The organism is Sphingopyxis sp., from assembly GCF_016463645.1.
Lineage (GTDB): Bacteria > Pseudomonadota > Alphaproteobacteria > Sphingomonadales > Sphingomonadaceae > Sphingopyxis.
Window position 1 is genome coordinate 17,523 of the sequence record NZ_JAEMQX010000017.1, and the last position, 18,887, is coordinate 36,409.

An 18,887-nucleotide genomic window follows, 5' to 3' on the forward strand; every position below is an offset into this window, starting at 1 on the left:
ACAAAGGGTGGAGGGATTAGCTGGAGAGCAGCCGCGTCAGCGTCTGCCCGATGGCAAGACCGGCAAGGATGATGAGGAGCAGGAACAGGAATATCGCTGCCACAATCGCCATCCTCTTTGCTGGTTTGTAATCGCGCCTCCAGATAGTCCCGGACGGCGGGCTGCTGCGCGATCGTTCGACGTCGGTCCCGAGGCTGGCTAGCAGCTCCGGGTCGTCGGCCGAACGCCCGTCTGGAAAGTGGGATGGCACCAACCGGGGCGGTTGGGGAAGTATGATCGAATCACATAGTATCCGATCATAGGTCTGTTTGAGGCGCGCGTAGATGAGAGCGGTCTCGTCGCGGCCCGAGGCGCCCAGGATATCGCGCGCCGCGGTCAGCCTGAGATCAACGGCCTGCTTGGAAATATCGAGGTGCCGCGCAATCTGTTTCGACGTTTGCCGCTCGAGCAGCAAATCGAGACAAGCGCGCTGCTTGTCGGTCAGGCGCGCCCAGCGCGCCGCCTCATCGGATGGGTGCGACCCCGAATCACTCATCCTGACACTCTTGTCAAAAATGCGCCGAGCACAAGCTGCCCGATGCGATTCGCGGTTGATTGCTCCTTGTTGCCTGTGCGGCGGCTACGCCACACCCTGTCTTTCTATCCCATTGTACGACGCCGATAAAAGCTTGTTGAACTGCCGGCTTTTCTGCGCCTCTTACTCGTCCCCGTCGAGCCGGGCGCGGTGCCCTGCTCCGAGAAACGGGGTTCCCAATGGGCGCAGAACCGAACCGGCTGGAGGCACGTCATCGCAGCGCGCGGATGCTGCGCACGGCGCTGGGCGATGCGATCGCTGCGTGGCTCGCCGATCCCCAGATCATCGAAATCATGCTCAATCCGGACGGGCGGCTTTGGGTCGATCGGCTGGGCGAGGGCATTGCGGATAGCGGTCAGATGATGACCCCTGCGGATGGCGAGCGCATCATCCGGCTCGTCGCCCATCATGTCGGCGCCGAGGTCCATGCGGCTGCCCCGCGCGTCTCGGCCGAGTTGCCCGAGGGCGGTGAACGCTTCGAAGGCCTGCTGCCGCCCGTCGTGACGGCGCCGACCTTCGCGATCCGCAAACCCGCGATCGCGGTCTTCTCGCTCGAAGACTATGTCGCGGCCGGCATCATGCGCGCCGGCGAGGTCATGTTGCTCCGCGCCGCGGTGCACGACCGCCTCAATATCCTTGTCGCGGGCGGGACCGGAACCGGCAAGACGACGCTGACCAATGCATTGCTCGCAGAGATCGCCGGGAGCAGCGACCGCATCGTCCTCATCGAAGACACGCGCGAACTGCAATGCGCCGCGCCCAATCTCGTCGCGATGCGCACCAAGGACGGAGTCGCTTCGCTCGCCGACCTTGTCCGTTCGTCCCTGCGGCTGCGCCCCGACCGCATTCCGATCGGCGAGGTGCGCGGCGCCGAGGCGCTCGACCTGCTCAAGGCGTGGGGCACCGGTCATCCGGGCGGCGTCGGGACGATCCACGCGGGAAGCGCGCTCGGCGCGCTCCGCCGCATGGAGCAGCTGATCCAGGAAGCGGTGGTCACCGTCCCGCGCGCCTTGCTCGCCGAGACGATCGATCTCGTGGCCGTGCTCGTCCGCGACGGCACGGGTCGCCGCCTGTCCGAACTCACGCGCGTCGACGGGCTCGATCCCGCGACCGGTGAATACCGCCTCATTCCCTCTGTTCCCGCAGGAGAGCTATCATGAAATTTGCCCGTCCCGATCGCGCGATGTTGGGCGCTGCCGCCTTCGCCATCACCTTCGCCCTGTCGGCGCCGGCTCAGGCCGGCGGCTCGTCGATGCCCTGGGAGGCGCCGCTCCAGTCGATCCTCGAGAGCATCGAAGGCCCCGTCGCCAAGATTGTCGCGGTGATCATCATCATCGTGACCGGGCTCAGCCTCGCTTTCGGCGACACGTCGGGCGGCTTTCGCCGGCTCGTGCAGATCGTGTTCGGCCTGTCGATCGCCTTCGCCGCGTCGAGCTTCTTCCTGTCCTTCTTCTCCTTCGGCGGCGGGGCGCTCGTCTGATGGGCCGGGACGGCGAGGTGCCGGGCTTCTTCGCGCCGGTGCATCGAGCGTTGGCCGAACCGATCCTGCTCGGCGGCGCGCCGCGCAGCCTCGCGATCGTCAATGGCACGCTCGCTGGTGCGATCGGCCTGGGCCTTCGGCTCTGGCTCGCCGGCCTCGCCATCTGGGCGATCGGGCACGCCCTCTCGGTCTGGGCCGCGCGCCACGACCCGCAGTTCGTCGACGTCGCCCGCCGTCACCTCAAATATCCCGTCTGGATGCAGCCATGATGAACCTCTCCGAATATCGCACCAAATCCTCGTGCCTCGCCGATTTCCTGCCCTGGGTGGCGCTCGTCGCCGAGGGGATCGTCCTCAACAAGGACGGCTCGTTCCAGCGCACCGCGCGCTTCCGCGGGCCCGATCTCGACAGCGCCACGCCCGCCGAGCTCGTCGCAGTGACCGCGCGGCTCAACAGCACGCTTCGCCGCCTCGGCTCGGGATGGGCGGTGTTTGTCGAGGCGCAGCGCGTGCCCGCACTGTCCTATCCCGTGTCGGATTTCCCCGATGTGGTGTCCGAGCTGGTCGATGTCGAACGCCGCGAGCAATTCCGCGAGGAAGGCGCGCATTTTGAGAGCTTCTATTATCTGACGCTCTTGTGGATGCCGCCCACGGAAGACGCCGCGCGCGCCGAGGCATGGCTCTATGAGGGGCGCTCGAAGACCGGTGTCGACCCGAAGGAATTGCTGAAAAGCTTTGTCGACCGCACCGGGCGCATGCTCCACCTCATCGAAGGCTTCATGCCCGAGGCCGAATGGCTGGATGATAGCGACACGCTGACCTATCTCCACAGCTGCATCTCGACCAAGGTCCAGCGCGTCCGCGTTCCCGAAACCCCCGCCTATCTCGACGCGCTGCTTGCCGACGAGGCGTTGGTCGGCGGCCTCGAGCCGCGGCTTGGTGATCATCATCTCCGCACGCTCACCATCACCGGCTTTCCGAGCGTCACCTTTCCCGGGCTGCTCGACGAACTCAACCGGCAGGCCTTCGCCTATCGCTGGTCGTCGCGCGCGATCATGCTCGACAAGACCGACGCCACCAAATTGCTCACCAAGATCCGGCGTCAATGGTTCGCCAAGCGCAAGTCGATTGCCGCGATCCTCAAGGAGGTGATGACCAACGAGGCCTCGGTCCTCATGGACAGCGACGCCTCGAACAAGGCGGCCGATGCCGACATGGCGCTCCAGGAACTTGGCGCCGACGAGGCGGGCATCGCCTATGTCACTGCGACGATCACTGTCTGGGATCGCGACCCGGCGCTCGCCGCCGAGAAGCTCAGGCTTGTCGAGAAGATCGTCCAGAGCCGCGACTTCACGTGCACGATCGAAGGCGTGAACGCGCTCGAAGCCTGGTTCGGGAGCCTCCCCGGCCATGTCTATGCCAATGTCCGCCAGCCCCCGGTTTCGACCCTCAATCTCGCCCACCTCATTCCCCTGTCGGCGGTGTGGGCGGGGGCGGAGCGGGACGAGCATTTCGGTGCAGCCCCCTTGCTCTACGGCAAGACCGAAGGCTCGACCCCGTTCCGCCTCACTCTTCACGTCGGCGATGTCGGCCATATGCTGGTGGTCGGGCCGACCGGCGCCGGCAAATCGGTGCTGCTCGCGCTGATGGCGCTCCAGTTCCGCCGCTATGAAGCCAGCCAGATTTTCGCCTTCGACTATGGCGGCTCGATCCGCGCCGCGGCGATCGCGATGGGCGGCGACTGGCAGGATCTCGGCGGCGCGCTGCACGATGCCGGTAGCGCCGGATCGGTCGCCCTGCAGCCGCTGGCGCGCATCGACGAAGCGGCCGAGCGCGCCTGGGCCGCCGAATGGCTCGCCGCCCTGCTCGCGGGCGAAGGGGTCGATGTCGATCCGGCCGCCAAGGAGCATATCTGGTCGGCGCTGACTTCGCTCGCAACCGCGCCGGTCGCCGAGCGCACGCTGACCGGCCTCGCAGTGCTTCTCCAGTCGCAGGAGCTGAAACTTGCGCTCGCGCCTTATCTGGTCGGCGGTCCCTGGGGTCGGTTGCTCGATGCCGAGGCCGAGCATCTTGGGACGGCGCGCGTGCAGGCGCTCGAAACCGAGGGGCTGGTCGGCGCCTCCGCAGCCGCATCGGTGCTCGCTTATCTGTTCCACCGTATCGAGGGACGTCTCGACGGCTCGCCGACGCTGATCATCATCGACGAAGGCTGGCTCGTCCTCGACAGCCCGGCCTTCGCAGCCCAACTGCGCGAGTGGCTGAAGACGCTGCGCAAGAAGAATGCGAGCGTGATCTTCGCGACCCAGAGTCTCGCAGATATCGAAGCCTCGAGCATCGCACCGGCGATTATCGAGAGCTGCCCGACGCGGATATTCCTGCCGAACGAACGCGCCGCGGAACCGCAGATCGCACGGGTCTATGAACGCTTCGGGCTCAACGATCGCCAGATCGAGATATTGAGCCGGGCCACGCCGAAGCGCGATTATTATTGCCAGTCGCGGCGCGGCAACCGGCTGTTCGAACTGGGCCTTGGCGATGTGGCGTTCGCCTTCACCGCCGCCTCCTCGAAAACCGACCAGATCGAGATCGGCGAGTTGGTCGAGACGCGCGGCCGCGCCGATTTCGCCGAATTCTGGCTGCGCCACCGCGGCCTCTACTGGGCCGCCGATCTCCTCGCCAATCTCGAAACCCCCGACCACCTGATGGAGTGATTGCCATGAAGACAGTGATTAACCGCGCGCTGCTCGCCGCCCTGCTCGCCGGATCGACCCTGACCGCGATCGGCACATTCGCCACCGCCGCGGCGCAGGTCGGCGGCATCGTCCACGATCCGCGCAACTATGCGCAGAACATCCTGACCGCCGCGCGCACCCTCGAGCAGATCAACAACCAGATCTCCATGCTGCAGAATCAGGCCACCTCGCTGGTCAACGAGGGGCGCAATCTGACGAGCCTCCCCGTCTCGATGCTGCAGGAATTGCAGGGCCAGGTCGATCGCACCCGCCAATTGCTGAGTGAGGCGCAGCGCGTCGCCTATGACGTCGGCGATATCCAGACTGCCTTCGATGCGCGCTACAAGGGCGCGGCCCTGTCAGGCTCGCAGGCCGCGATGGTCGCCAATGCCGAGGCGCGCTGGAACGACAGTGTCGGTGCCTTTCAGGATGCGATGAAGGTGCAGGCCGGCGTCGTCACGAACTTGGGGACCACACGCCAGTCGATCGGCACCCTCGTCTCGGCGAGCCAGTCGGCGACGGGCGCCTTGCAGGCGGCGCAGGCAGGCAACCAGATCCTGGCGGTCCAGTCGCAACAGCTCTCCGATCTCGCCGCCGCGATCGCCGCGCAGGGCCGGGCGCAGATGCTCGACGCCGCGCGCAGCGCCGCCGCCGAGTCCGAAGGCCGCGAACGCTTCCGCCGCTTCCGCAAGGCCGATTGAGATGGGGAGGGCGGCGAAGATCGCGGCGGTCGCGGTGCTCGGCGGCCTGCTCATAACGCTGGCGATCCTGCGCCTCTCTTCGCCGCCCGCGCCCGATGCGTCGCCTCCGAACAGCATCGAGGACGACGCAAACCGTGCCGCTTCGACCGTTTCGAAGCGCTGCCGCACGGTGACGGTGGCTGACACCGAATGCGCTGCCGCCTGGGAGGCGAAGCGCCGCCATTTCTTTGGACAGAAGGACTAGCCGCCGTAGGGTAGAGATGAAGCGCTACGTCCCCTTTCGGAGACAAGTTTCTCCATCCCTCCCTCCGAACCGGACGTGCAAGTTTCCAAGCATCCGGCTCTCCATGCACGGGCGATTATTCGCCCGAGGGCGGGCCTCAGACATGCCTGAGGCGAGCGAACGCATCCCAGAAGTTCAGCAAGGTTTCCCTATGCCGTTTCCCCCATTTCGCGTTCCATCCGTTCGGCTTCTCGATACGCTGTTCCGGGTAACGCATGGTCCCTCCTTCGCAGAAGAACCGCAGGCGTTTGGACCCTTCGGTCCATTGCCGTCGCTTGCCGGGGGCACTGAGATGATAGCGGCGCCGCAGGGTCGGCCAACCCGCCTTGCCGTGCTTCATCCTGAGCCAGCGCCCGACGCGCTGCCATATCCAGTAGTCGAGCTGTTTGAACCGGTCGTATGCGCCAGTGGCGTAACGATAATAGGTTCTCCAGCCCATGATGACCGGATTGAGCCTTTCGATGACGTGGGCAAGATCGCGTCCCGTCGGGATGCTCCTCACCAGAGCCTTGATCTTGTGGCGCAGGTCGTTCAGCTTTCCCTTCGGGATGAAGAGATTGCCGACCCATCGGCGTGTCCGATAGGCTCTGGTCTGCGCCATCCGATAGCCGAGGAAGTCGAAGCCTTCCCTGACATCGGTGATCCGGGTCTTTTCCATCGACAGCTCCATGCGAAGTTCCGTCTTCAGGAACTCCGCCAGCGCCAGCTTCTCCGCTTCGGCTTGCTCCCGCGTGCCATCGACGAGGACGACAAAGTCGTCCGCGTATCGCACCATGTACATCACGAGCCGGCCCTTCTTGTGGTCTTTGACCCGTCGGGCAGCGACGTTCGTACTTGGTTCGCGGGGGCGGCCAGACCATCTTCCGTACCGTTCGTCGATGGCTGTCAGATATATGTTCGACAGCATCGGCGATATGATCCCGCCCTGCGGCGAGCCGGTAACGGAGTGACGTTCGGTCCCTTCGACCATAACACCGGCCTTCAGGAACGAGAGGATCAGCGTCAGCACCTTTCGGTCACCGATGCGTTTCCGGACCCGCTCCATCAGGACGTGATGGTCGATGGCGTCGAAGCAGCCCTTGATGTCGCCCTCGATGACGTAGCGATAGACCGAGGGTCCACGCTTTGTCGGGTGAAGGAATCTCTGGATTCTCGCCAGAGCATCGTGGGTGCTTCGGCCGCGCCGGAACCCGTAGGAGGTCGGATGGAAGTCCGCCTCGAAGATGGGTTCCAGGACCAGCTTCAAAGCCATTTGTACCAGACGGTCGACCAGCGTTGGAATGCCGAGTGGCCGGAACTGCCCCGGTTTGCCGGGCTTCGGGATGAGCCGTTGCCTGACGGGCTGGGGACGATAGGTTCCGTTGCGAAGCGCCTCGCGTATTTCGTCGAGGAATCCCGCTGCGCCATCCGGGCGCTGTTCGACCATGCGCCGCGTCACCCCATCGGTGCCGGGTGTCTGGCTGCCGCGATTGCCGGACAACCTTCGCCACGACTCCTCAAGGAATCGGCGGTCGCATACGAGATTGAACAGATCAGCGAAGACCTTATCAGGGTCTTCGTTGCTCCACCGATACAGTTTGCGCTGCATGTCGAGGACGAACGAGATATTCACCTCGTCGGACATAGGCCCACCTCCTGCCTTCTCGCTGTATCCACTGCCCCCCTTCGCCATGTGGACGGCTTTCCCGTCCTCGGACTACTACGGAGGCTCCGCCCCTCGTCATCGCGTTCGCTGGTCGCTTCAGCCATCCGTGGTCCGACAATTTCGGAAGCGACGACAAGGTTCTTAGGTTCCGTAACTGATCTCTGGCCTGCTGTAGGCGCCGACTTTACCCCGTGTGGAATCGGGTCCCGATACCGCGCAAGCCCATATCGAGGCTGGCGTGCGGCACGCCGCACGCCCCCAGTCCGAGTGTCCATAGCCCGGACCAACGCTCCACAAATCCGCGGTTCGCACCGCCGACTGACCCGCCCACTTCCGAGTTGGCGAGTGTCCAGATGTAACGAGGCGTCCGCCATCGGTTCGGTTTCCCTCGCCATGGCAGGCTCGCTGGCCGGACCACGTGCAGGATCGGAAGTTCCCGCCCGTCCGGCTTTGATGGGTTCTGCTGATTTATGGCTCCTCGGAAGCACCCGATTCGCCTCACCCATCGGCTTGTCACCGCATGTTGCGCCACACGGTGCGCGGGGTCTCTCACCCCGCGAGATCAGAAACGACAATAAAATCAAAGCACTCCTTTCTTTGATTAGGACCTAACGCACATGGAAGATACCGGCGTGATCGACCAGTTTCTGGCGGTCTTCTCGACCTATATCGACAGTGGCTTCGGCCTGCTCGGCGGCGAGGTCGGCTTCCTCTCCTCGACCCTCATCGTCATCGATGTGACGATCGCTGCGCTGTTCTGGGCGTGGGACGCCGACGAGGACATCATCCAGCGCCTCGTCAAGAAGACGCTCTACATCGGCTTCTTCGCCTCCATTATCGGCAATTTCCAGACGCTCGCCGTCATCCTGCTCGAAAGCTTCGCCGGCCTCGGATTGAAGGCGAGCGGGGGCGCGATGGCGATCGGCGACTTCATGCGGCCCGGCGTCGTTGCGGCGACCGGCATCGACGCGGCGCAGCCTTTGCTCGATGCATCGGCCGACCTTGTGGGACCGGTCGGCCTGTTCACCAATTTCGTGCAGATCATGATCCTGCTGATCGCCTGGGTGATCGTCGTCCTCGCCTTCTTCATTCTCGCGGTGCAGGTTTTCGTCACCATCCTCGAATTCAAGTTGGTGACTCTCGCCGGCTTCGTGTTGCTGCCTTTTGCCTTCTTCGGCCGCACCGCCTTCATGGCCGAGCGCGTGCTTGGGCATATCGTCTCATCGGGCATCAAGGTGCTGGTCCTCGCGGTCATCACCGGCATCGGCGTGACCCTGTTCGATCGCTTCATACAGGCGGGGCTCGGTCCCGAGCCCGACATCGAGCAGGTCATGGCCATCGCGCTCGGCGCATTGACCCTGCTCGGCCTCGGCATCTTCGGTCCCTCGATCGCCAATGGTATCGTCGCAGGCGGGCCGCAGCTCGGAGCGGGCGCTGCTGCCGGAACCGCCGTTGCGGCCGGCGCGACGCTGGCCGCGGGTGCCGCAGGTGCGACCTTGGCCACCGGCGCAGCCGCGACGGCAGCGCGCGGTACGGCGGCGGCTGGCGCGCGCGGCGCGGGCAGCGCCTCGGCTGCCTATGCAGCGGGAGCGGCCGGCAAGAGCGGGGCGCAGGCCTTTGGGGCGGGGCTGGCCAATGTGGCGCGGACCGCGGCCAGCGGCGCTGCCTCACCGGTTCGCAGCATGGCCGAGCGCATCCGGTCGAACTTCGCGGCTGGCCGCGATGGCGCAGCCGAAAGCGCCGCGCCCGCGCGCGGCGCGGATGGTCCCCCGCCCTGGGCCGCCGCGATGCGGCGGCGTCAGACAATGACGCAGGGCGCGACCGTCGGCGCTCAGACCCTCAAGGGCGGCGACAGCCATGGCGCCGGATCGGCGCCCGACATCAGCGAAAAGGACTGATCCCATGTTCAAAAGGCCCTCCAATCATTATGGCCGCTCTCCCGAGCCGGTCACGCCCTACCAGCGCGCCGCGCAGGTCTGGGACGACCGGATCGGTTCGGCGCGCGTCCAGGCCCGCAGCTGGCGCTTCGCCTTCTTCGGCTCGCTCCTCATCTCGGGCGGGTTGGCCGCCGGGCTCGTCTGGCAGGCCGCGCGCGGAACGATCACGCCTTGGGTCGTCGAAGTGGACAAGCTTGGCGCCGCGCGCGCCGTCGCGCCGGCAGACGGCGACTATCGTCCGACCGATCCGCAGATCGCGTTCCACCTCGCGCGCTTCATCGAGCATGTCCGCGCGATCCCCGCCGATCCGGTCGTGCTGCGCGCCGACTGGCTCAGTGCCTATGATTTTGCAAGCGCGACCGGGGCGCAGGCCCTCAATGACTATGCGCGGACCAACGATCCCTTCGCCGAGGTCGGAAAGTTTCAGGTCGCGGTCGATGTTTCGAGCGTCATTCGCGCCTCGAAGGACAGCTTCCGCATCGCCTGGACCGAGCGCCGCTATCAGGATGGCAGCCTGATCGAGCGTTCGCGCTGGTCTGCGATCGTCACCGTCACGCTCCAGCCGCCGCGCACCCCCGACGCGATCACGAAAAATCCGCTCGGGCTTTTTGTCACCGCCATCAACTGGTCGAAGGAACTCAGCCAATGACGACGCCTCATTCTCTCCCGATCACGCTCGGGGTCGCCCTTGCCCTGCTCGCCGTGCCCGCCGCGGCAAGTGATTCCGTCGATCCCCGCCAGCGCGTCGGTCGCGCCAACGCCGAGGCGCGGGTCCAGCCCGATCGCCAAGCCTATCGAAATGCCATCCAGCAATATGCCTGGTCCGAAGGCGCGCTCTTCCAGGTTTATGCCGCACCGGGGCAGGTCACCGACATCGTCTTGCAGGAAGGCGAACAGCTCGTCGGCCCGGGTCCGGTCGCCTCGGGCGACACGGTGCGCTGGATCATCGGCGACACCGTCAGCGGTGCTGGCGCGCGGCGCCGCGTTCATATCCTCGTGAAGCCAACCCGCTCGGACATCATGACCAACATGATCATCAACACCGACCGGCGCACCTATCATGTCGAACTGCGCGCGACCGCCGCATCCTATATGGCATCAGTCTCCTGGACCTATCCGGCCGACGAGCTCATCGCCTTGCAGGTCGCCGCAGCCGAGGCGGCGCGCGCCGCGCCGGTTGCCGGTGCTATCGATCTGGCGGCGCTCAATTTCCGCTACCGGATATCGGGCGACAAGGTCGATTGGCGCCCGGTGCGCGCTTTCGACGACACGCGCCAGATCTTCATCGAGTTCGGTGCGGACATCGCCACGGGCGACATGCCGCCGCTGTTCGTCATCGGCGGCAGCGGCGAAGCCGAACTCGTCAACTACCGGGTGCAGGGGCGGTATATGATCGTCGATCGCCTGTTCGAGCGCGGCGAGCTTCGCTTGGGGGCCGGGAAACAGGCGCGTAGCGTCCGGATCGAGCGCGAGACGCCGCGCCGCCGGGGCCGGTCGTGAGCGAGCGCGAGGATCGGGCGCCGCCGCCCGCCGACGTGCCGGGCGCTGACGATCACGCCGCGCCGCTGCACGATCCCAACGCCTTTCGCTTGCGCGGCGACTCCCCGCGGGTCATGCGCCTGTCGCGCTGGACGCTGGCGACCATCGGCGGTGCCGGGGGGATTGCGATCGGCGGCGCCCTGCTCTGGGCGCTGCAACCCTCAGGGCCCAAGTCGCCCGATAATCTCTATTCGGCAGACACGGCGAACCGGGCCGACGTCGTGACCGGTGCGCCCTCCGATTATGGCACGGTGCCGAAGCTCGGGCCGCCGCTGCCCGGCGACCTCGGCCGGCCGATCGTCGCGGCGCAGCGCGATGGTCAAAGCGTTCCGGTGCCACCGATGGGCAGTCCGTCGGCTGGCACGCGCTCACCTGCCGACGAGGCGCGCGACCGGGCGCGGCAGGAGCGCGAAGCCGCTACCACCAGTCGCCTCTTCCTGGGCGGTGGGTCTGCGGGCGCCATGGTGGCCGATGCGCTGCGCGGATCGGGCGAACTGCCCGCTGCTCCGGGAGCGACGCCCGATCCTGCCGCACGAACCCCGGCGGCGGCGCGCGATGCCTTTCTCGAAGGCGGCGCCAGCAAATCGAACGAAAGTCCCGAACGCGTTCGCGGACCCAGCTCGCCATACATCCTCCAGAGCGGGAGCGTCATTCCGGCGGCGCTGATCACCGGCATCCGCTCCGACTTGCCCGGGCAGGTCACCGCGCAGGTGACGCAAAATGTCTATGACAGTCCGACGGGCAAGATTCTGCTCATTCCGCAGGGCGCGCGGCTCGTCGGCGACTATGACAGCGAAATCGCTGCGGGGCAGGAACGCGTGCTGCTCGCCTGGGACCGGCTGATTTTGCCCGGCGGCCGCTCGATCCGGCTCGATCGCCAGCCCGGCGCCGATGCGCGCGGCATGGCAGGCCTCGCCGACCGCACCGACCATCATTGGGGATCGATGCTGCGCGCGGCGCTGATCTCCACTTTGCTCGGGGTGGGTGCCGAGCTTGGCTCGGACGGCGATGACGCGTTCGTGCGGGCGCTCCGCGACGGGTCGCAGGACACGATCAACCAGGCGGGGCGGCGGCTGGTCGAGCGTCAGATGAATATCCCGCCGACCCTCACCATCCGCCCCGGCTTCGCGCTGCGGATCCTTGTGACTCGTGATCTGATCCTCGAACCCGAAGGGGGCGCGTGATGAGCAAGCTCAGGCTCGGTCCGATCGCCGACGACAAGCCTGTGAAGATGGCAATCGAATTGCCGGGCGCCCTTTATCGCGAACTGGTGGCCTATGCTGAGGTGCATGCGAAGGCTACGGGCCTCGCCGAGCCCTTGCCGCCCGAGAAGATCGCCGTTCCGATGATCGAGCGATTCATCGCGACCGACCGCGGCTTCGCGACTGAGCGCCGTCGGCGCTGAGGCTTGGGGATCACGCGCGCCGGCCAGGACGCGTCGGGGCTGGCAATTTATAATTGGGACTGTCGGCGTTATACCGCAAGGACGCGCTCAGCCGGTCCAGCGTTTCATGAGGGGTCGCACTGGGACACTGCTCAGCAAAGAGCGGTCACCAGTTCGCGATGTTTTTGACCCTCCAGCGGCGTGACGAGTGACGGTGGGTTAACCACCCACTCACCATTCTGCAAAAGCTCTTGCAGCTTTCGGCGTATGATGGCTTCGACGGCGGGAAGGGCGGCGGGGGGGCGGCTTCCTGCCCTGACGAGTGCGAATGGCAAGTTGACATCCATGTCGCTGAGTTGCGCGGCAGAAAGCAGGCCGTCATGCAACTCCTGCCGGACGGCTAAGTGCGGCAGCAGAGAATAGCCCGCCCCATCCAGCAGCAAAGCCTTCAGAATCGGTAGTGAGTCGATCTCACTGCGCACCGACAGACGAATCGCCTCGCCATGTTGCTGCTGATTGATGCGGCGCTTCAGCCCCTTTGTCATCGGCGGCAACAGCAGATCGACGTGGCGCAGGCTCTCGGCTCGTATGGATTCTAAGGCAATGCCTCGTTCATCGACCGATCCGAACGCGTGTGGTGGACCGATAACGAATAGCGTTTCGTCGGCGATATGCTCCGCCTGGAGATAGAAAAGGTCGTCGGAATAATAGATCAGCCCGGCATGCAGCGACCCATTCTCGATCCAGCGGGTAAGGTCGCTCGCGAAGGCGAGGCGCAGACGCAGCTTTACCCCTGGCAGTTCCTGCTGCACGGCGCGGACGATATCCGGTGCGATCATTTCGCCAAGCGAGATCGGCATTCCGATGGAAACTTCACCCACCAGGCCTGTCACGGAGCGCCGAACCCCCTCACGAGCAAGGCGTGTAGACAGCAGAATCGCCTCAGCATGCGTTTTGAAAACTTGGCCTGCCGCGGTGATCGAGACGCCGCGTGACGTTCGGTCAAACAGCTTAGCTCCCAATTCGTCTTCCAGGCGAAGCAACTGTTGGCTAAGCGACGGCTGTGCCAAGCCAAGCTCGTCCGCAGCCTTGGTGATCGAGCTGAGTTCTCCGATTGCGAGAAAAGCACGAAGCTGTCCTTCGTCCACAATTCAAGTCCTTGAGGTCAATATGATGGCTTCACAGCAACGTCAGGTAGCGTTGCATGAGTTCGTGCCGACCGCTGATATGCAATCGCGCATACAGCCGCTTGCGATATGTCGCGATTGTCTCCTCACCAAGTCCGAGATCGATTGAGATACCATACGCCGATATTCCAAACAGGATCCGTGCGCTGACCTGTAATTCCCGTTCCGTCAGGCCCCAATCGCTGGTACGCAAATTGGTCTCAATTACATTGACTGAGGCAAAATGAGCGATGGTTTTGGCGCGATCCCAATGAAGTTGAGCATGTTTTGCACAAAAGGCGACCAGCAGGTCGGCATTTTCCGCCAGATCGTGCAACTCCTGCTCCGCGAACTGTCCCGACTCGCGGGACCGCATCACCGATAGTGCATAGAGATCGTCCACCGCTCGACCACACATCATAACCCGGTCCACGATATGGAAGCGCTTCAGGCCGGCATGAAGCGTGGGATCGGCGATCTGCTCGACATCCTCGTGAAACACTAATGCGTTGTCGCTCGATCGGACGGCTTGCTCGACTTCGTGCAACTCGATGTAAGACCGTTCAGGCCAGTGCGTCTCGGCGCTGCGGTCGCTGATGGCATGTTTGCCCCTCACGCTGGCGCCGCCCAGGAATTTCGGCCGCCCCTCACGGACTCGATAAACGCAGTAATGCTCTGCTCCCGAGACCGCGTTCAGATATTGCAGGGTCTCACGCTCGAACTCATCCGTGCCGAGCGAACTGATCACACCGGTCAGCGTTAGGGGCTGGCGTGCTGCAGTGATAGCGATCGCGTTCATGATGCCTCTCCTGTAGCCCGTTATCGGGCTTAGTCGTTACAGGCGACAGCATTCTTGGATCTAGTCGAGAAGCATGATCACCCGTTCTCGACGACCATCGGCCTATCGAGGCGGGCGACGTCAGCGCCGCCTTCGCAAGGGTATTGCATGCGGCGTCGAGCCGCGCTGTCTTTAGTCGTGCTGACTACCATTGGAATATGCAATTGATCTGCCCCCTTCTGAGTGGTCCAAAATTGATGATATTTTGGATTACGAAGGAGACATGGAATGCCGAGCAAGAAGCATCGCCCGGAAGAGATTATCGGCAAGCTGCGTGAAGCGGAGGTTGTGCTGGCGCAGGGCGCGACGACCGCGGAGGCGTGTCGCCGGATCGCTGTCAGCGAGCAGACCTATTATCGGTGGCGCAAGGAATATGGCGGCCTGAAGACCGACCAGGCGCGCCGGATGAAGGATCTGGAGAAGGAGAATGTGCGGCTTCGACGCGCGATCTCGGACCTGACGCTCGACAAGCTGATCCTGCAGGAAGCTGCCCGGGGAAACTTCTGAGCCCCGCGCGCCGAAGGCGCTGTATCGACCACATCAGAATGATGATGCCGGTGTCCGAGCGGCGGCTCTGCCGCGTGCTCGGGCAGCACCGATCGACACAGCGCAAGGCGCCCCGCGGGGCGGATGACGAAGCAGCTCTGACCGAGGATATAATCGCGCTGGCCCGGCAATATGGTCGCTATGGCTATCGCCGGGTGACGGCGTTGCTGCGCGATGCGGGGTGGCATGTGAACCGCAAGCGGGTCGAGCGCATCTGGCGACGCGAGGGGCTCAAGGTGCCGCAAAGGCAGCCGAAGCGCGGGCGGCTCTGGTTGAACGACGGATCGTGCATCCGGCTTCGGCCGGAATATCCCGGGCACGTCTGGTCCTATGACTTCGTCGAGGGTCGCACCCACGATGGTCGCAAATACCGCATCCTGTCGATCATCGACGAGGCGAGCCGGGAGTGCATGGCGTTGCCCGTGGCGCGTAAGCTGAAGAGCGACGATGTGCTGGCGGTGCTGGCCGAACTGTTCGTCACGCGCGGTCCGCCCGCGCATATCCGGTCCGACAATGGCCCGGAATTTATCGCGACGGCGGTGCAGGAATGGCTGGCGAAGGTCGGCGTGAAGACGCTCTACATCGCCCCCGGATCGCCATGGGAGAATGGATACTGCGAGAGCTTCAACGGGTCGCTGCGCGATGAACTGCTCAATGGCGAGATCTTCTACTCACTAACCGAGGCCCAGATCCTGATCGAAGCTTGGCGGCGCCATTACAACACCGTCCGGCCGCACAGCTCGCTGGGATATCGGCCACCCGCGCCGGAGGCCGTTCCATCGCCAGTGTCGCCCTCCGGTTCCGCTTCGCTCCACCTACGGCCAACACTGGCGATGGAGGCGTCAATGCACTAACAGTCCACGCGGACCACTCGGTGGGGGCCGGTCAATCGACACGATCATCTTCGATCTGGAGGACGTTCAGGCGGCATGGACGGCGCAATGCGGCAGCCCGCATGCCAAGATCATCATCAAGGTCGCCGATGAACGACGCGGCTGACAAGCGCGCCCGCCTCGGGGCCTGGCTGCGTGAACAGCCGGCGTTCGGCACGCAGTGCGAAGTCCGTTCGCTCGCGCCATTGGCGGGCGGGCAGTCGAGCGAATTGTTCAAGCTCGTCTGCCGGACGCCGCTCGACCAGGCTGACGCCGCCTATGTCATCCGCTTCGAGCAACGCGGCAAGCAGTTGTTCCTCACGCCCGACATCGTTCGCGAATTTCGCGTGATCGACGGCGTCGCGCGGCACAGCGACGTGCCGGTGGCTCCGATGATGGCGGTGGAAGCGAGCGGCGTCGTCCTGGGAACGCCGTTCCTCGTCATGCGGCTGGTCGGGGGGCGTTCGCCGCTTGGTCGTCCATCGATGCACTCGCAAGGGCTTCTGACCGAGCTCACGGCGCAACAGCGGCGGACGCTGGCCTTTAACGGGCTTGATGCAATGGCCGGCATTCATGCCATCGACTGGCGTCGGTCGCACGCTTTCCTGAATATCGAGGGCGAGCGTAAACGGGGCATCGACCGGCACTTGCAGCAGATCGCAGACTGGTATGCGTGGGCAGCGGATGGGCGGACGTTCCCGTTGACCGACCAGGCGCTGGACTATCTGCTGCGAACGCGAGGCTCGCTTCGCGACGACCGCGACGTGCTGCTGTGGGGCGATGCGCGTCCGGGTAACATTTTGTTTGCTGAGGACCAGGCGGTCGCGGCAGTTCTCGATTGGGAGGGAGCGCTCATCGGACCGCGGGGGCTGGACGTCGGCTATTGGATCATGATGGACAGCTTTCATTCGGAGATGATTGGCATTCAACGCTTGCCAGGATGGCCCAGCACAGCCGAAGTGGTCGAGCGCTACAGAACGATTAGCGGGTACGAATTGAATGACCTCGACTATTACATCGTGCTCGGCGCCCTGTTCATGGCGACGACCCTGATCCGCGCGACCGACATCGCCATCGCAGCGGGCAGGTTGCCGGCTGCTACGCAGATGGCGCATGCCAACACCACGACTCAGATCATCGCCGAGCGGCTCGGACTGAATGTGCCGCCGCTTTCGCCTGATTTCGTCGCCCATCGCGCGCTGCCGCCGGGTTTCACCGGGCGCAGCTAGCTTTTGTCGGATTGATAGCGGCTGACTTCGATTAGATTACCGTCGGGATCGCGGAAATAGACCGAGGTCATCGGTCCGACCGCGCCAGTGCGTTCGACCGGCCCTTTCTCGATCGCGACGCCGCAACGCCCGAGATGTGCGACAATGGCATCGATTGGGTCGAGCGTGACGAGGCAGAAGTCGGCCGCACCCGGGGTCGGTACGCGCGCTTTGGGTTCGAAAGTCCGGTCGGCCTGATGCACGTTGATCTTTTGGCGGCCGAAACCGAGCGAAATCGGCTTGCCGTCGAGCGACTGCCGTTCAAAGCCCAGCACGCGTCGATAGAATTCGCAAGTCACGTCGATCGAAGCGACGGTGAGCACGAAATGATCGAGCCGGTCGATCTTCACCCTGAGGTCGCGAGGCGGAAAGCGGCGATGCCGCGGCCTTCCGCGCGCTGCGGCTCGAACGCCACCGCTGCGCCGACCGCAAAGGGCACGTCACCCAGCAACGGCGCGAACAGGCGCGGCCCCTCGGCCAGTTCGACGATCCCCCCGCAATAGGGCAGCCGATCGGCGAAGGCCGGATGGTGCGCGATATATGTGCGGGTAAAGCTGAAAATGGTGCCGGCTCCGCTCGCCGGTTCGGGCGCGAAGACGGTGCCGTTGCAGGCATCGCAGACCAGCGCCGCGAGATGCGCTGTGCCGCATTGCCTGCACCGCAGCAGATCGAGCCGCCCTTCATCCAGCGCAGCGAAGAACTGTGCCGATGCCGGGTCCGATTCGGGCACAGGTTGTGACGTCATGGCCATTGCTCCGCCGAACCCAAGATCATCCCGGCATGATAATCCAGCCGCCCGCCTTCGTTGGTGACCAGGATCGTTGCGTTGCGCTCGCACTGACGTTCGCCGGCGGTGCCGCGCGCCTGAAGAACGGCTTCGGCCACCGGCGTCATTCCCTGCAGGTAGTAGCCAGAAAGATGGCCGCCACCTGTGTTGATGGGCCGGCCGCTCCCGCCTGGTTGCGCTGCCCCATCGGCATAGGCGTCTCGTGCTTGACCTGGCGGATGGAAACCATAGGCCTCCAGGGCAAGCAGCGGCATGATGCTGAATGCGTCATATAGCTCGCAGATGTCGATATCGGCTGGCGACAGTCCGGTCGCCGCAAACATCGCCCGCCCGGCAATAGCGCCGCCGTGCGTGAGCGTGCGGTCGAAGCCAGACCGATCGGGCGCGCCTGGATGCCCCTCCGCATATGCGAGGATCGAGACGGCCGGCTGTGCGCCGTCGGCCGCGCGGTTGCGGGTCGTCACGATCACTGCGATGGCGCCGTTTACCGGAGCGGCGCAATCAAACAGCCTCAACGGCTCGGCTACATAACGCGCCGCCCAATAGTCCTCATGCGTGAGATGCTTGCGATATGAGGCGTCCGGGTTGAGCCCCGCCCAGGCGCGCGTCGTGATCGCGACCTCCGCGAGCACATCTTCTCCCAATTTATGAAGCGCCAGATAGCGCTGAGCGCTCAGCGCATGCACCGCCGCGCCGCCGAACAGTCCGGCGGTGTAGCGCAGCCCCTCCATGCCGATTCCGGTCTTTTGTCGGCCGAACGCGGTGCGCATCCGGGTGCCGGGGGTGATCGGCGCGTCGGCAAAGACGCACGCGACATGGTTTGCCATCCCCGTCGCCACCGCGAGCGCGGCGGTGTGAATGGCGGCCAGCGCGCTCGCGCCTTCGCACAAGGCGATGCGATTGAGCTTGAGATCGCGCAAGCCGAGCGCGCGCTGCAGGTCCAGACCCAGCGTGGCGTCGGTGGCGCCGCCCGAGCGGCATATCACCAGCCCATCGACTGCTGTCGCGATAACCCCGGCATCGTCCGCAGCGGCAATCACCGCCAGGCGGGCGAGCTCAGCGGCAGCGCGCGTGTCCGTGCGCGTGAGACCGGCCCGGCCGAGGCCGACGATCGCAGCGTCGAGTCGGGCGCTCAA

20 protein-coding genes are annotated in these 18,887 nt (G+C 64.8%); 13 read left to right on the top strand and 7 right to left on the bottom strand.

Annotated features, from left to right (window positions below; genetic code table 11):
• Positions 1–16: 16 nt before the first annotated feature.
• On the bottom strand, positions 17–535 hold the full coding sequence (locus tag JHC57_RS06190) for a helix-turn-helix transcriptional regulator (RefSeq protein WP_294029133.1): 519 nt from the start codon (positions 533–535) through the stop codon (positions 17–19).
• A 218-nt stretch (positions 536–753) separates the two neighbouring features.
• Between JHC57_RS06190 and trbB the strand changes: the two genes are divergently transcribed.
• Genes trbB through trbK-alt form a run of 6 tightly spaced genes read left to right on the top strand, consistent with a single transcriptional unit; the run spans position 754 to position 5,730 of the window.
• Positions 754–1,734, top strand: a complete 981-nt coding sequence (gene trbB, locus JHC57_RS06195) for a P-type conjugative transfer ATPase TrbB (RefSeq protein ID WP_294029134.1) — start codon at positions 754–756, stop codon at positions 1,732–1,734.
• Positions 1,731–2,054: a TrbC/VirB2 family protein gene (locus JHC57_RS06200; protein ID WP_366928529.1), complete on the top strand. Its 324-nt coding sequence runs from the start codon at positions 1,731–1,733 to the stop codon at positions 2,052–2,054. Before trbB ends, JHC57_RS06200 begins: the two co-directional genes overlap by 4 nt.
• Positions 2,054–2,323: a VirB3 family type IV secretion system protein gene (locus tag JHC57_RS06205; RefSeq protein ID WP_294029135.1), complete on the top strand. Its 270-nt coding sequence runs from the start codon at positions 2,054–2,056 to the stop codon at positions 2,321–2,323. The genes JHC57_RS06200 and JHC57_RS06205 overlap by 1 nt, the downstream gene beginning before the upstream one ends.
• The gene (trbE, locus tag JHC57_RS06210) at positions 2,320–4,764 is read left to right on the top strand and encodes a conjugal transfer protein TrbE (RefSeq protein WP_294029136.1); all 2,445 of its coding nucleotides are present in this window, start codon (positions 2,320–2,322) and stop codon (positions 4,762–4,764) included. The genes JHC57_RS06205 and trbE overlap by 4 nt, the downstream gene beginning before the upstream one ends.
• A gap of 5 nt (positions 4,765–4,769) precedes the next feature.
• On the top strand, positions 4,770–5,486 hold the full coding sequence (gene trbJ / locus JHC57_RS06215; RefSeq protein ID WP_294029137.1) for a P-type conjugative transfer protein TrbJ: 717 nt from the start codon (positions 4,770–4,772) through the stop codon (positions 5,484–5,486).
• 1 nt (position 5,487) lies between these two features.
• Positions 5,488–5,730, top strand: coding sequence for a putative entry exclusion protein TrbK-alt (gene trbK-alt, locus JHC57_RS06220; RefSeq protein WP_294029138.1), 243 nt, complete (start codon positions 5,488–5,490; stop codon positions 5,728–5,730).
• 136 nt (positions 5,731–5,866) lie between these two features.
• On the opposite strand, the gene ltrA is transcribed toward trbK-alt, so the two are convergent.
• Complete coding sequence (gene ltrA, locus JHC57_RS06225; protein WP_294029139.1) at positions 5,867–7,393, bottom strand: group II intron reverse transcriptase/maturase; 1,527 nt, start codon at positions 7,391–7,393, stop codon at positions 5,867–5,869.
• 638 nt (positions 7,394–8,031) lie between these two features.
• Here ltrA and trbL point away from each other — a divergent pair.
• Genes trbL through JHC57_RS06250 form a run of 5 tightly spaced genes read left to right on the top strand, consistent with a single transcriptional unit; the run spans position 8,032 to position 12,295 of the window.
• Positions 8,032–9,312 carry a P-type conjugative transfer protein TrbL gene (gene trbL, locus JHC57_RS06230; protein ID WP_294029140.1) on the top strand — a complete coding sequence of 427 codons (1,281 nt, stop codon included), beginning with the start codon at positions 8,032–8,034 and terminating at the stop codon, positions 9,310–9,312.
• A 4-nt stretch (positions 9,313–9,316) separates the two neighbouring features.
• On the top strand, positions 9,317–10,000 hold the full coding sequence (gene trbF, locus JHC57_RS06235; RefSeq protein ID WP_294029141.1) for a conjugal transfer protein TrbF: 684 nt from the start codon (positions 9,317–9,319) through the stop codon (positions 9,998–10,000).
• A complete protein-coding gene (gene trbG, locus JHC57_RS06240; protein ID WP_294029142.1) occupies positions 9,997–10,851 on the top strand; it encodes a P-type conjugative transfer protein TrbG in 855 nt (284 codons plus the stop codon). Before trbF ends, trbG begins: the two co-directional genes overlap by 4 nt.
• A gap of 35 nt (positions 10,852–10,886) precedes the next feature.
• Positions 10,887–12,074 (top strand): TrbI/VirB10 family protein, encoded by a 1,188-nt coding sequence (locus JHC57_RS06245; protein WP_294029163.1) that lies wholly within the window; start codon positions 10,887–10,889, stop codon positions 12,072–12,074.
• Entirely contained in the window at positions 12,074–12,295 is a 222-nt protein-coding gene (locus JHC57_RS06250) for a DUF2274 domain-containing protein (protein ID WP_294029143.1), read from the top strand. The genes JHC57_RS06245 and JHC57_RS06250 overlap by 1 nt, the downstream gene beginning before the upstream one ends.
• A gap of 131 nt (positions 12,296–12,426) precedes the next feature.
• Here JHC57_RS06250 and JHC57_RS06255 read toward each other — a convergent pair whose 3' ends face one another.
• Positions 12,427–13,422, bottom strand: a complete 996-nt coding sequence (locus tag JHC57_RS06255) for a LysR family transcriptional regulator (protein ID WP_294029144.1) — start codon at positions 13,420–13,422, stop codon at positions 12,427–12,429.
• Positions 13,423–13,453: 31 nt separating this feature from the next.
• The gene (locus JHC57_RS06260) at positions 13,454–14,239 is read right to left on the bottom strand and encodes a helix-turn-helix transcriptional regulator (RefSeq protein WP_294029145.1); all 786 of its coding nucleotides are present in this window, start codon (positions 14,237–14,239) and stop codon (positions 13,454–13,456) included.
• 267 nt (positions 14,240–14,506) lie between these two features.
• Between JHC57_RS06260 and JHC57_RS06265 the strand changes: the two genes are divergently transcribed.
• Positions 14,507–15,678, top strand: a protein-coding gene (locus JHC57_RS06265) for an IS3 family transposase (RefSeq protein ID WP_294029146.1) whose coding sequence is annotated in 2 segments (ribosomal slippage) — positions 14,507–14,771 and positions 14,771–15,678 — 1,173 coding nt in all. Because the reading frame shifts where the segments join, the coding sequence is not laid out codon by codon here.
• 128 nt (positions 15,679–15,806) lie between these two features.
• Entirely contained in the window at positions 15,807–16,925 is a 1,119-nt protein-coding gene (locus JHC57_RS06270; protein WP_294029147.1) for a phosphotransferase family protein, read from the top strand.
• Here the strand turns inward: JHC57_RS06270 and JHC57_RS06275 are convergent.
• Genes JHC57_RS06275 through JHC57_RS06285 form a run of 3 tightly spaced genes read right to left on the bottom strand, consistent with a single transcriptional unit; the run spans position 16,922 to position 18,887 of the window.
• Entirely contained in the window at positions 16,922–17,314 is a 393-nt protein-coding gene (locus JHC57_RS06275; protein WP_294029148.1) for a VOC family protein, read from the bottom strand. The two genes, JHC57_RS06270 and JHC57_RS06275, sit on opposite strands and share 4 nt — an antisense overlap.
• Entirely contained in the window at positions 17,311–17,709 is a 399-nt protein-coding gene (locus JHC57_RS06280) for an OB-fold domain-containing protein (protein WP_294029149.1), read from the bottom strand. Before JHC57_RS06280 ends, JHC57_RS06275 begins: the two co-directional genes overlap by 4 nt.
• Positions 17,706–18,887, bottom strand: a complete 1,182-nt coding sequence (locus JHC57_RS06285) for a thiolase family protein (RefSeq protein ID WP_294029150.1) — start codon at positions 18,885–18,887, stop codon at positions 17,706–17,708. Before JHC57_RS06285 ends, JHC57_RS06280 begins: the two co-directional genes overlap by 4 nt.